The sequence below is a fragment of the Moorena sp. SIO3A2 genome (assembly GCF_010672265.1).
Taxonomy (GTDB): Bacteria; Cyanobacteriota; Cyanobacteriia; order Cyanobacteriales; family Coleofasciculaceae; genus Moorena; species Moorena producens.
The window spans coordinates 1-13,547 of record NZ_JAAHHC010000070.1 but is presented as its reverse complement, the minus strand read 5'-3'; the positions used below and the strand labels follow the sequence as shown (position 1 = coordinate 13,547).

Here is a 13,547-nt window from a genome sequence, read left to right as displayed (position 1 = left end):
GGTATAGATGCCTGGGGAATTTCCGCATCATAGATGGACAATCCCTTCATAATTTCAGCAATTGACGCAATTGACCCATTAGTTCGGTAATGTGGAGTGACACAAAACATGCTGACGACTACAATCATCAACTACCAAACCAACGAGTTACAGGAAAAAACCCTGAAACCAGCAACTGGAATTCAAGGTGAGTATCTGATTGGCCGCCATCCGAGCTGTGACCTAGTCTTGGATAGTCCTGTCGTCAGTCGTGTACACGGCAGAATCCTATGCATAAGGGGACAGTGTTTCTTTACTGACCTCGGTAGCACCGATGGCTCTCGGATCAATAATGAGGAGGTAGATGTTAACCAAAACTGGCTCCTGAAGGAAGATGATATCATCCGCATCGGTGAATTTGTGTTGTTGGTCAAAGACCTACAGCTCTATGGCTCTAACCAGGAAGCCAACCTGGTAGATGGTAATAGCCCTGGAATCAAGCAGTGGACTAAGGGTGAGATTACTGTCCGCTGTGTACAGGTCATTAATGAGACCGATGATGTGAAAACATTTCGCTTCGTTGCCGAACCACCAATACTGTTCAGCTACAAGCCAGGTCAGTTTGTCACTCTCGATTTGGAGATTGATGGCAAACCAGTGAAGCGTTCCTACTCCATATCTTCGGCCCCCTCACGTCCTCATACCTTGGAAATTACTGTCAAGAGAGTTCCAGCACCAGCGGACGCTCCTGATGTGCCAGCGGGTTTGGTGTCTAACTGGTTGCACGACAACATCAAAGTTGGGTCCGAGGTGAGATTAAATGGTCCAATGGGGAAATTTACCTGTGCTGACCATAGGGCTGATAAACTGCTGTTTATTTCAGCAGGTAGTGGCATTACCCCGATCATGTCTATGTCCAAATGGCTTTGTGATACCGGTGCTGATGTGGATGTTGTGTTTGTCCACAGTGCTCGTAGCCCACAAGATATCATCTTCCATCAGAAATTACAGTTGATGGCCGCTTTGCACCCTAATTTTAAGCTGGCGATTACCACGACTCGCCCAGAACTCGACCAAGCTTGGTCCGGTTATACCGGAAGACTCAATGAAGCCATGCTGGCAGAGATGGCTGCAGATTTTCGCGATCGCATTGTTTATGTCTGTGGCCCGAATCCCTTTATGGCAGGGGTGAAAGGGATGCTAGCCGGTCTAGACTTCCCCATGGAAAACTACCATGAAGAGAGCTTTGGCGGCAAAAAGCCCTCTAAACAGAATAAACAGAAAGCAGCAGCAACAACTCCTGAACCAGTCAAAGGGGACAATCGTCCTAGACTACACCTAGTAGAATCACCATCAACCTCTAATGAACCCACTGTGGTCTTTGCTGAGTCTGGAAAAGAGGTCAGCTGTGATGCGGAGGATGTGATCCTAGATGTGGCGGAACAAGAAGGGGTGCCATTACCAAGTGGTTGCCGCATGGGAGCCTGTGGTGCTTGTAAGCGCAAGCTTATAGAAGGGAAGGTAGAGTATGATGAACAGCCTGACGCTCTGGAAGACGAGGAACGGCAGCAAGGGATGATTTTAACTTGTGTGGCTCGTCCTGTAGGACGAGTAGTGGTTAGCGCATAAACATCTCAAGTCAACGGTTCAATAATGAATCTAGCTTACTACTGATTCAGGTCAATAAAGCTGAAACAGAACAGGGAAAAGGTTTTATAACAGTTCAAATTTCGCCAAATACCTTTTCCCTAGCTGAAATCCCCGCAATTTTGGGGAGTTATAGCAGAAGTCAGAAGTCAGAAGTAAAACTCTTGCGCTTACAAAGGGTGTGAGACTTTTGTCATGTCCTAACTGCCCTGGCGACTGCTATATTACTCAAAATACGAACTCTGTGAAGATTGTGACAATTAGGTGAACAAAACCTGAGGATTTGTGAAAACTACTGGTCGTTATCAGTAACTCTGATTATGACCAGGGATTTTTCCTGTGAAAATACGAGACTAATTTGTGAAGATCATGACCATGAGGTTGGCCAAATCGAATCAATAACAGAAACGTGATTAATAAGTGCTACCAACTTAAGGCAGTAAACCTGATCTAGCGATGGTTTTGGCCTCTGGGATATTGAGCTAATTATGGTCAGAATTTTGTCCCGGTTTACCCTGGTAGCGGTAACTCTAATCATGACGATTCCCAGTTTCTGTGAAACTTGTGAAAATATGGATATCTTTTATGAAGATTTCTTAAAGTTACCAAGAAGTTTACTGATGAGGATTGACGTTGTTTGTGAAAATACGGATGATAACTGTGAAGGATTTAAATCTAGCCAAAAATTTTGACCTATGTGTCAAGTACCGAGAACTCCCAAAGACTCTGATTAATCAACCAGATCTAAGGAATTTATGCTCAGAGTTCCTAGTCTGTTCAGGGTAAACGCATCTAATTTTATGACTTATATATAGTGTTTATTGAATTCACAAAACACTATATGTGTAAAATGCCTTGTCAACAACCACAATAATGCAGAATTTATTGATAATTTTTTTCGATTTTTTTTGATTATTGAGAATTATTACGAATTAATTGACAAGATGCGTTGACCATGCTACTCTAATATGGGTCTTATTTGAATCTATTTTGGAACTTGATTCAACGGCAAGACATCAGTGTTTTTACCTGTAGTGTAAGCATATGCGCTACAGATGGTGCTACTTGAGGTGCCGTCAGCCGTCAGCCGTCAGCCGTCAGCCGTTTGCCAATGGCTGATAGCTGAATGCTGATAGCTGAATGCTAATAGCTGAATGCTGATACCTGAATGCTGATACCTGAATGCTGAATGCTGAATGCTGAATGCTGAATGCTGAATGCTTACCCTGTAGTGTTCTCGGGAGACTATTTATCCTAAATTTTCTCCTAAATTGGTGAGACGACCTGATCTCATCATTGCTTTTTCCCAGGTAACCAATCCGATCGGTAACGACGTTTTGCTACCGTCCAATCTATCGTCCAATTTTTAGACCTGTTGCATAAAAAGCTAACAACAGGGTGATAACTACTGTAGTTGCCTCGTAAAAACCGTCCAATCTACCGTCCAATTTTTAGACCTCTTGCATAAAAAGCCAACAACAGGGTGATAACTACTGTAGTTACCTCGTAGAAACTGACTTTTGCAAAAGGTCTTTTCAAGAACAACCAGTCACGGGTGTAAATATGAAAAATTTATTTTCGGCTCACCATCAAGGGCTGACAAAACGACAGCATCTCTCCTCACTCCTAACCATTGGAGTAACAACCGTAGGTCTATCCCTGGGCTTACCAGCACAAGCCATAGACCTGACACTAGACAACAGCGCTAATCTGTGGGTGAATCAAGCCTTGAGGGCCGTAGAAAATAACCCGCAATTGGGACCGACAGGAGCCTCCCGGGCCTATGGCATCTTGGGTACTGCCATGTACGATGCCTGGTCGGCTTATGAAGGAACCCCGATTAGCACCACTCTTGGGGATACTCTGCAACGTCCTGATATTGAGAACACCTTGGAAAATAAGTCCCTAGCGATTAGCTATGCCGCTCATAGCGTCCTCTCGGACCTTTTCCCCTCTGAGGTTGCTTCCTTCGATTCGCTTCTGACTGATGTGCGATCGCTTGCTGGCAACTCTGCTTCTATCCCTACTGCTACCAACGTTGGTAAAACAGTAGCCAACAGCTTATTGCAGTTCCGACGTCAGGATGGTTCCAACCAGTTAGGAAATGACCCGAGGGGTACACTTGGTGTTCCTTACTCCGACACCACTGGTTATCGACCAGTGAACAGTTCCGATAACATCGTCGATATCACTCGCTGGACACCAGAACGGGTACCAATTGGCAGCCCGGATGCCAGGCTGCAACGGTTTCTGACTCCCCAGTGGGGCAATGTTACTCCCTTTGCCTTGAACTCTGGCTCTGAATTTCGACCACCAGCACCAGAACCTTTTCTGCGTGTAGAGGGTACTCTGAATCGGGAGGAGCGTACCGTCACCCTTGAAGATGGCACAGAGGTTAGTCTGGTTAACGAAGACGGCGAGATTAATACTGACGTTGTTAACCCTGGGTTTATCGACCAAGCTGAGCGCATCGTTGAGGTCAGCGCTAATCTCACCGATGAGCAAAAACTAGTGGCTGAGTTCTGGGAAGACCCCTCTGGCACCCCCTTCCCTCCTGGAACTTGGATGAGTTTTGGTTCATTCGTCTCTGAACGGGATAACCAAACCCTAGATGAAGATATCCAACTTTACTTTGGTCTGGGGAATGCAGTTTTGGATGCGGGCATTGCGACTTGGGAAGCAAAAGTCTTCTACGACTATACTCGTCCTGTCCGAGCGATCCGCGAACTAGGTGAGCTGGGCTTGATTGGTGAATTCGATCAGGAGCTGGGAGGCTTTGCGATCGAATCTTATGGTGGACCAGGAGTAGGAACCATAAGGCTATTAGCTAGTGATTTCATTACCTACCAAACTCCTGGTGCCGATCCATCCCCTCCCTTTGCGGAATTTACCTCAGGACATAGTGCTTTCAGTGCTGCTGCAGCTGAGATTTTTAAGCTATTTACCGGTAGTGATTACTTCGGCAATTCAGTAACTTTTCTCCCTGGTTCCTCTCTTTTTGAACCTGGTTTGACTCCCACGGATCAAGTCACCCTGTTTTGGGAGACATTTTCCGATGCTGCTGATGAAGCTGGTATTTCTCGCATCTACGGTGGCATTCACTTCGATGATGGAGATATATTCGGGGGACAATTAGGGCGAGACGTTGGTGGCAAGGTCTATGACCGGACATTATTCTTCATCAATGGTGGTGTTAAAGTTCCCGAACCTACCTCGGTATTGGGTATGTTAGTATTTGGTGCCTTTGGTGCTGCTTCCATGATCAAAGGAAAACGGGGAAATCAATCTCACCATCAATCTCACTAACATTACCTAAAAATCTTCCTTTTGGAGGTTTAGGAAGCCTTGGTTTCTGATTAACCTAAAAAAGAAAAGGGAAAAGGTTTCATAACAGTTCAGGTTTCGCCAAATACCTTTTCCCTAGCTGAAATCCCCCCAATTTTGGGGGGTATTTAGTTAGGATACATAACAAATCTGGCTATGGCAAGTTGGTATATAGCATTTCCAAATGATTTGTAAACAAGGACTACCATTTTTTTATTACCAAAAACCCCTATATACTTGATTAACTCTTGCCTCTTGCCTCTTGCCTCTTACCTTTCCCTAAGGATTCTGTTCACAACTCAAATAAAAATGCTATAAATCCATCAAAACCGAGGGTAAGGGAAAGAATCAATAAAGAATAATTTTTATAAATAATATTAAGAAGAAATTGCAATAGTGCTGAAAATCAAGGCTTAATATGGTCATAATCCTTGCCATATATCACATTTTGGCTCAATTTTTCTGGCGCTTACCCTGCTTAAAAACCGACGGCTGAATTTCATGAACCTGGATTGCCTTTGAAGATTTTCCCAGGGTTTCTTCCAGATTTTGTACCAGAATGGTTTATACTGATTATCTGGGGAGGCGACATCCAAGCTGAAATCCATACTGGGTAATAATTTCAGCCCATAAGCTCCAAAAAGATACATGCTGTTTTGAGCAGACCTTGAACCACGATACACAACGATCACATCAACGGAGCATTCAACCAACTATTCAACCGAGCATTCAACAGGTACAATCTGGTCTAGGGGAATTTTCAGCAATTTTGCGATCGCATCAACTCACCATAAACCCATTGGTAAGTAATGCAGGTAATGCAGAATTTATCCAGGTTTAAGGTAGCTGACTATTCCACAGATGAAAGCCCTGTGTCAAGCCTTGGGTGTGACTCTCGACGACTTACCGAATGATTGCGGACTGCCCAAGGGTAAATCATAGTAATCCATCGGAATTCTTGCCTAGTAACCAATAATACTGAATGATGATAAATAGTGTCATGGCAAGATCACGTTTATCAATGGGATTAGTCATTAGTACAGTCAATATGAAAGGTGGTGTGGGCAAGACCACCCTCACCGTCAACTTGGCGACTTGCTTAGCCAAAAATCATAATAAGCGGGTTTTGGTGGTCGATTTAGATACCCAAATTAGTGGAACCTTGAGCTTAATGCAGCCCCAAGCATTTGCTAAAGCTAGAAAAGGCAGACGGACATTAAGCCGCTTAATTGACAAAGTCACTAAACCTAGCTATCGCAGTCGCTTAACAATTGAGGATATTATTCAAACTGATAATTGTAATATCAAAGGATTGGATTTATTGCCGGGAGATATTGAGCTTTATGATGAATATGTAGTCTCTGATCTACTCCATAAGCAATCTATTCAGGAAGGGGAGGTGGAATTTAGTAAGGTTTGGAGCCGCTTTGAAAGTTTATTAATCAAAGGGATATTAGAGCCGATTATCCCTAACTATGACTTTATTATTTTAGATTGCGCTCCTGGGTACAATCTTTTGACTCGCAGTGGCATTGTGGCTAGTGATTTATATCTGCTACCAGCCAGACCAGAACCTTTATCTATTGTAGGGATTCAACTTCTAGAAAGACGGATTGCCAGGCTCAAAGAAAGTCATCAGCAGGATAGTCCTCTTAACTTGCAGCTGTTGGGGATTATCTTTATTTTGTCAGGCGGTGGACTGATGGGTAGGTACTATAAGCAAGTGATGAGGCGAGTTGATAACGATTTCGATAGCAACCAAATTTTTAAAATTCGCATTCCCATGGATGTTAATGTTGCTAAAGCTGTGGATAGTTTTAGTCCTGTAGTTATCGCTCATCCTAATTCTGCTGGCTCTAAAGCATTCTTCAAGTTGACAGAAGAATTTTTACTTAAGCTTGAGGGGATTAAGAGTATGGAACAAATCAGGGATTAGTGTTGAATCTCTAATCCCTGATCTGGCCAATAGTGCTAACTGTCCTTAGCAATCTCTCAATCACCAATAACTTACGGGACTGCTCCAGGCTGAAAGCCCCGTGTTTTTAAACCGGGGATGAAAGCCAGGTAGCGACTTTAGTCGCCGTGAAAAAAATTAAGTCATAACTTGACGTTTTATTTAAAACGTGTTAGGGTAATCTTCTATCGAATAGAGGTCGAAATTCGGTGATCATATTAGAGTTCAAAGCATACGGTAAACCCCTTCAATATCAAGCCATCGACGAAGCGATTCGGACAGTCAAGTTGATCCGAAACAGTTGTATTCGTTTGTGGATGGACAATAAAGGGACTGGCAAGTACGACCTTAGTAAGTATTCTAAAATACTAGCTAAAAACTTCCCATTTGCTAATGATTTAAACTCTACCGCCCGACAGGCTGCTGCTGAAAGGGCTTGGTTAGAAGTTACCGTAAGAAGAGTGGAGCCTTTATAGGCGACAGGCTATGCAAAAAAGGGTTAAAACTCATGAAATAAGGCTCCACTCTTCTAAGGTTTCATCTCCGGTCATCGATATCTCGCTTCTTTGAAAATTGCCAGAAAAAAGTACCTGGGAAAAAGGGCTACCCTCGCTTTCATAAACACTGTAGGTCGGTTGAATATAAGCAGTCAGGATGGAAGTTATCCCCTGACAAAAAATCAATCACTTTCAGTGACAAAAAAGGAATCGGAAAGCTTAAGCTCAAAGGCACATGGGACTTGTGGCGTTTTGACCAAAAATCAATCAAGCGAGTTCGTATAGTCAAAAGGGCTGATGGGTACTATGTTCAGTTTTGTGTCTCGGTTGATATAGACGAACAATTAGAGCCAAGTCATTCGACTATTGGGTTAGACGTAGGACTGAAAGAGTTCTATACTGACTCCATGGGTAATACCCAACCAAATCCTCGGTTTTATAGAACAGGGGAAAAGCGGTTAAAGTTTTATCAACGCCGAGTTTCCCGGAAAAAGAAAGCCTCATCCAATCGTAAAAAAGCCATCAATAGATTAGGTAGGCAGCATCTCAAGATAAGTAGGCAGCGTGAAGAACATGCCAAGAGACTGGGAACGAAGTTACCGTAAGAATAAAGAAGCCTTTATGGTTAGTCGGCTATGCATAAAAGGGTTAAATCTTTGTTATTAAGGCTTCTTTATTCTAAGGTTTCGTCTCCGGCACGTTGCGTAATCCGGTCTAACGATCTGGTCGCCTATGAAGATTTGAGAGTCAAAAATTTGGTGAAAAATCACTGTCTCGCTAAATCTATTAATGACGCAGGTTGGTATCAATTTAGGAAATGGTTAGAGCATTTTGGCAAGAAGTTTGGAAGGGTCACGGTCGGAGTGAATCCTGCCTACACAAGTCAAAACTGCTCTGAGTGTGGCGAAGTGGTTAAAAAGTCATTATCAACCAGGACTCACGTCTGTGGGTGTGGCTGTGAATTAGACCGTGACCACAACGCTGCAATCAACATACTAAATCGAGCCTTGGGTACGGTGGGGCACACCGGAACCTGGGTCATTGATCCAAACGCTTCAGGAGAATCGGCCTCTATTGTTCTTGGTTCCGACCAGGTTCAGTAAGCTGGCTCGTTGAATGAAGAATCCCCGTCTTTTTAAAGCGGGGAGTGTCAAAAGTCAGTTAACAAGTTACCTCAGAAGTTACCAGCTAAGGCAGCATTACAGCGTTCGCAGATGGTAGGATGCTCAGCAATTGTACCTACTTTAGGTCCGTAGTTCCAACAGCGATCGCATTTTAAGCCTTCTGCATTGACTACCCCTAGCGCTATAGTTTCTGATTCAGCGCTATAGGTTGCTGTTTGTATAACTTCTAGGGAATCTACTAATTCTACTTGAGAGGCTAACAGGAGATAGCGCAATTCATCCACTTGATTTCCACTCAGGCTATCGGAAGGATTCATGGCTTCCAGGCGCTGCTTTAATTGTTGATCTTTAACATAAAGCAATACTTTAGCATCTAGAGATGAGCCAATCATCTTTTCCGCTCTGGCTTTTTCGAGTACTTTATTTACTTCTGTGCGGATGGTGCGCAAGCTTGACCAGGACGCCGCTAGTTCAGGGTTTTTCCATTGCTGGTCTAATTTGACCCAACCTGACTCAAACACCGATTGATGGGATTTCTGGTAAGGGAGGTATTGCCAGATATCTTCTGCCATGTGACAGAGTACAGGTGCGATCGCTTTAGCTAAATTTTCTACTGCTATTTGTAGCACTGTCTGACAACTGCGCCGCCGTGGTGAGTTGGCAGCACTGATATAGAGTCGGTCTTTGGCAATATCCAGATAGAAGTTAGACAGGTCTACTACACAGAAGTTCTGCACGCTCTGGAAAAAGCGGAAGAATTGATAACTCTCAAAGGCATCAGTTACATCCTCAAATACCTCTGTGATCCGGTGTAGCATGTAGCGGTCTAATTCCGGTAATTCCTGAACAGGCACCTTATCCTTAGCTGGGTCAAAGTCATGAAGGTTCCCTAGCAGGAAACGCGCTGTATTACGAATTTTGCGATAGACATCGGCTAGCTGCTTAAGAATACTCTGAGATATTGGAACATCTGAGGAATAGTCTACAGAAGATACCCACAATCGCAGTACATCAGCTCCGTAGGGGGGTTCTTTTTTATGGTTTTTACCACCCTCGATGATTATAGCTGGTTCCAAGATATTCCCCAAAGACTTACTCATCTTGCGCCCTTGGTCATCTAGAACAAAGCCGTGGGTTAAAACAGTTTTGTAGGGAGCATAACCATTGCTGGCTACACTGGTCAGTAAGCTGGACTGGAACCAACCCCGGTGTTGGTCTGAGCCTTCCAAGTAAATATCCACGGGATAGCGTAATTCTTCCCGTTGCTCGGCCACTGCTGCCCAAGAAGACCCGGAGTCAAACCAGACATCCATGGTATCGTTGCCCTTGCGGTAGGTCTTACCATTATTACGATAGGATTCTGGTAACAATTCCTCTACTGATAGTTCCCACCAGGCATCAGAACCTTTCTCAGCAATAATTCCCTGGACGTAAGCAATGGTTTCTTCATTGAGCAGGGGTTCGTTGGTTTGTTCGTCGTAGAATACCGGAATTGGTACACCCCAGCTCCGTTGGCGGGAAATGCACCAATCGGAACGATCTGCCACCATCGGGGTAATCCGGTTTTGTCCTTGGGCAGGGATCCATTTTACGGATGCGATCGCATTTATCGCTTCATCCCGGAATCCCTCTACTGAAGCAAACCATTGTTCTGTGGCTCTAAAGATAGTTGGCTTTTTAGTGCGCCAATCGTAAGGATATTTATGAACATAGGGCACCTCTTTCAGCAATGACCCAGCTGTGTTCAGTGCCTCAATGATGGCTGGATTGGCATCCTTGAGCACATTCAATCCAGCAAACTGTCCGGCCTCTGCGGTAAACTTCCCATCCGCATCTACTGGGGAAAGGATAGGTAAGCCATAACGCTGACCCACACCATAGTCTTCTTGACCATGACCAGGAGCCGTGTGAACCAAACCTGTCCCCGATTCAGTGGTGATGTAATCCCCACCAATCACAATTTTGCTTTCCCGATCAAATAGGGGATGCTGGTAAGTACAATCCTCCAACGCCTCACCCTTAACAGTGGTTTTGACCGTAAGTGGAGTTTCCAGAGTAGCTGATAGTCTTTCTACCAAATCCGCTGCTACTAATAGGAATTGGAATTGGTTAGTTTGGGAACCATCTTCCACTACCGCATAGGTCAGTTCTGGATTAACGGCTACTGCCAAATTTCCAGGGATTGTCCAGGGAGTGGTCGTCCAAATCGCCACACCAAGATTTGGCAAAAATGGCTCTAGGATCTCCTTTATCCCTGGCCCTGCCTTAGTTATTGGGAAAGCCGCATAGATACTTGGGGAGGTGTGACCTTCCGGATATTCCAACTCCGCTTCCGCTAGGGCTGTTTTAGAACTGGGACTCCAGTGAACTGGCTTCAGGCCTCTGTAGATATAGCCCTTCAAGACCATTTGACCAAAGACCCCAATTTGAGCCGCTTCGTACTGTGGGTTTAGAGTCAGGTAAGGATTTTCCCAGTCTCCCCATACTCCATACCGCTGGAAACCTTTGCTTTGCTGCTCTACTGTTTTCAGGGCAAATTTCTTGGCTTTACGGCGCAGTTTGATCGGAGTCAGCTGTTGACGCTCCTCTAGCTTCATGGCTTGCAAGACTTTCAGCTCAATCGGCAAGCCATGACAGTCCCAACCAGGGACATAGCGTACTTTGCGACCTTGCAACAGTTGGTATTTATTAATGATATCCTTGAGTACTTTATTAAGGGCGTGACCCATGTGCAGAGACCCGTTGGCGTAGGGGGGGCCATCATGCAACACGAAAATCTCGCCAGGATTATTTTGTGACAGGCGCTCATAAATAGTTTGCTCTGCCCAAAACTTTTGGAGTTCTGGTTCTCGCTTGATAGCGTTTGCCCGCATATTAAACTCGGTTTTGGGCAGATTGACCGTATCTTTATAGCTTTTGGATGCTGTCACAGTTTGAAGCCAAAATTCTAGTAGATCAGTTGATTAGCAGTTGATTAGATCGCTATAACCAACTTTAACTTGCTAACCGCTGATTGTGTACTGCTGAGTCGTTACAGGCCACATCACACAATCAACGGTCAACAAAGGATATATATCTATATAATATATCTCTCTTATTTTTATTGGCAGCAATCTGGCCAACCTTACAAATTTCCCAAGGAAGAATGGTGGGATTTTTTAGAAATCGGTTGTTTTGGGGTTGAAGCTGGTGGTAGCTTTTATGTTGCGCTCTATTTTTATTCCACCTTCGGATTAGGAGGTGGTGGGGCTTTTGCTTCTGGTGTGATCGCTTCTGGTGCGATCGCTTCTGGTTTCTGCTCTGGCTCCTGACTTGACTCCGGCTCTGGGGGGGGTGAGTCTTCCTTAGGGACTGCTACTGCTTGGGGGGTTTCTGTCTCTGGGGGAGGTGAGTCTTCCTTAGCCGCTGCTACTGGTTGAGGGGTTTCTGTTTTAGGGATAGTTGTTTCAGCAGAATCTGAGGTTTTAGTGTCATCTGTTTCTATAACCGCTGCTTGGGTAGTGGATGCTACCGTAGTTGCTTCATCCGCTGCAGGGCTTGGTTGGGTAGTTTTGGGATTGGTTTCCTGGGTGGGGGACGCCATGGTGGGATCTGCCGGTACAGCAGGAGTTCGGGCTGAGTCTTGGCGTTTGCCCAAAAGATTGCCAAAAAAGCCAGTTACTTTAGGTATTAGCCCTTTTAATGACTCACTTGGCAGTATTTCTTGAATTTTGGCGATAAATTCACCTTGACTTGGGATAGGGGTTTGTTGGTCAATCGGTATCAAGGCTCGTCGCAAGGTCAAGGTTTGCCAACCCAACCAGCCTACCAGGGATACACCCGCAATTTGACCGATTAAGACGCCGCCAGTAATGCGTCCAGCACAAATCCATAACACTAGAGCGTAGAATAATCCCACTCCACTCCAGATAAAGTCATATTTACGATGAACCTCTGGTAAAAAGAAGGCAGCTAGGTAAAAGACTAAGCTACCAAGAGCAATAACCAACGCCAAGAGGTATGCCAGCATTTTCGGAGTACTCCTTACGTGCTTCTTTACTCATTCTGAAGCAAAATGTTGCCTCATATACAGATTATCCATGAATTAATCACTCACATAACCTTCACCACACTTACTCGATCCAGTATAGTGTGGGCTTTCAGTAGCCCTCATCCGCGCTTGGCCTACAAGGGGTCTTATTTCCTGGCAAGGGTAGGTTTATTTGCCTAGTAGATTACTTGGATTACAGTTCTGGATTCGGTGTCTTTCCTCGTTTTTAAATAGGTAAATAGTTATCTGGGGTATTGATAATAATTCTGATCAAAATTTTTTTTGAGGTAGAAAGTTAATTCGTTCACTCTCACTGAAAATGCCAAAGGATGGTATTCGATTTACCATCGTTGACGCGCCTTTCATCCCCAGTTCACAGGAGGATGGGGTATTCAGCGATCGCGATAAAAAAGTAATGAGCCTACCTGAGGCTCATTACTTTTTTATTACTAATTACTAATCCTTTCTAGATAGTTAGCAATCTGTTATAGTTTCACAAACTAGGAAAATTTGCAGGAACAAACAGACATTGCATTCCATACAGTAGTCCACCAGTTACCATCCCAGGCACCAGCTTTGTTCTCACAGACGGCTGGACACTTACCTTTAGCATCATCATTATTCCAAATCGGACCAGCTTCAAGAGCTAAGGTTTGATCGCAGCCACAGACAGACATTTCATTTGGTACGGTAGTAACCCAGTTACCGTTCCACTTAGTACCTGCTTTCTCACAGACCGCAGGACACTTAGCTTCAGCATCACCCTGATTCCAGATTGGACCGGCTTCAAGGTCGTAAGCGAAAGCGTTAGCTGCAAGAGTGACAGCTCCCACACTGACTCTTTGAGTTCAGTGTGGGCTTCCCAGCCAATCCAGCTATTGCTTAGGAGGCGCTGGGCTTTAAGAACGGACTGCCCTGCCGCTCTGTTTTCTTGGTCTTTTGTTTAATAATGTTTGACCAACTTCCCAGCATTTTCGGCTTTGAAAGTCAGT

At 44.5% G+C, this 13,547-nt stretch carries 7 protein-coding genes and 2 pseudogenes; 6 read left to right on the top strand and 3 right to left on the bottom strand.

The window, feature by feature from the left end; all coding sequences use genetic code 11:
- Nucleotides 1-108 precede the first annotated feature (108 nt).
- The 6 genes and pseudogenes from F6K64_RS34900 to F6K64_RS34875 all read left to right on the top strand — a co-directional run.
- The gene (locus F6K64_RS34900; protein ID WP_008190942.1) at nt 109-1,608 is read left to right on the top strand and encodes a 2Fe-2S iron-sulfur cluster-binding protein; all 1,500 of its coding nucleotides are present in this window, start codon (nt 109-111) and stop codon (nt 1,606-1,608) included.
- Nucleotides 1,609-3,189: 1,581 nt separating this feature from the next.
- Nucleotides 3,190-4,932, top strand: a complete 1,743-nt coding sequence (locus F6K64_RS34895; protein WP_287267799.1) for a vanadium-dependent haloperoxidase — start codon at nt 3,190-3,192, stop codon at nt 4,930-4,932.
- A 685-nt stretch (nt 4,933-5,617) separates the two neighbouring features.
- Nucleotides 5,618-5,791 carry a hypothetical protein gene (locus F6K64_RS34890; RefSeq protein ID WP_154659983.1) on the top strand — a complete coding sequence of 58 codons (174 nt, stop codon included), beginning with the start codon at nt 5,618-5,620 and terminating at the stop codon, nt 5,789-5,791.
- Nucleotides 5,792-5,971: 180 nt separating this feature from the next.
- Nucleotides 5,972-6,886: a ParA family protein gene (locus F6K64_RS34885; RefSeq protein ID WP_287257143.1), complete on the top strand. Its 915-nt coding sequence runs from the start codon at nt 5,972-5,974 to the stop codon at nt 6,884-6,886.
- 227 nt (nt 6,887-7,113) lie between these two features.
- Nucleotides 7,114-7,344: pseudogene (locus F6K64_RS34880) on the top strand (RNA-guided endonuclease TnpB family protein); the annotation flags it as partial.
- 107 nt (nt 7,345-7,451) lie between these two features.
- Nucleotides 7,452-8,504, top strand: a pseudogene (locus tag F6K64_RS34875) (RNA-guided endonuclease InsQ/TnpB family protein); the annotation flags it as partial.
- Between the two features lie 71 nt (nt 8,505-8,575).
- Here the strand turns inward: F6K64_RS34875 and ileS are convergent.
- From ileS to F6K64_RS34860, 3 genes are all read right to left on the bottom strand, one after another.
- Nucleotides 8,576-11,455 carry an isoleucine--tRNA ligase gene (ileS, locus tag F6K64_RS34870; RefSeq protein WP_287267797.1) on the bottom strand — a complete coding sequence of 960 codons (2,880 nt, stop codon included), beginning with the start codon at nt 11,453-11,455 and terminating at the stop codon, nt 8,576-8,578.
- A gap of 287 nt (nt 11,456-11,742) precedes the next feature.
- On the bottom strand, nt 11,743-12,534 hold the full coding sequence (locus tag F6K64_RS34865) for a Ycf66 family protein (protein WP_287267796.1): 792 nt from the start codon (nt 12,532-12,534) through the stop codon (nt 11,743-11,745).
- Nucleotides 12,535-13,055: 521 nt separating this feature from the next.
- Nucleotides 13,056-13,388 carry a mannan-binding lectin gene (locus tag F6K64_RS34860; protein WP_287253945.1) on the bottom strand — a complete coding sequence of 111 codons (333 nt, stop codon included), beginning with the start codon at nt 13,386-13,388 and terminating at the stop codon, nt 13,056-13,058.
- Nucleotides 13,389-13,547: the final 159 nt, after the last annotated feature.

What these genes read in the sequence shown, in the direction of transcription:
- F6K64_RS34865 (WP_287267796.1), bottom strand. Translation starts at nt 12,534, where the DNA reads ATGCTGGCATACCTCTTGGCGTTGGTTATTGCTCTTGGTAGCTTAGTC.
- F6K64_RS34885 (WP_287257143.1), top strand. Translation starts at nt 5,972, where the DNA reads ATGGGATTAGTCATTAGTACAGTCAATATGAAAGGTGGTGTGGGCAAG.
- F6K64_RS34895 (WP_287267799.1), top strand. Translation starts at nt 3,190, where the DNA reads ATGAAAAATTTATTTTCGGCTCACCATCAAGGGCTGACAAAACGACAG.
- F6K64_RS34900 (WP_008190942.1), top strand. Translation starts at nt 109, where the DNA reads ATGCTGACGACTACAATCATCAACTACCAAACCAACGAGTTACAGGAA.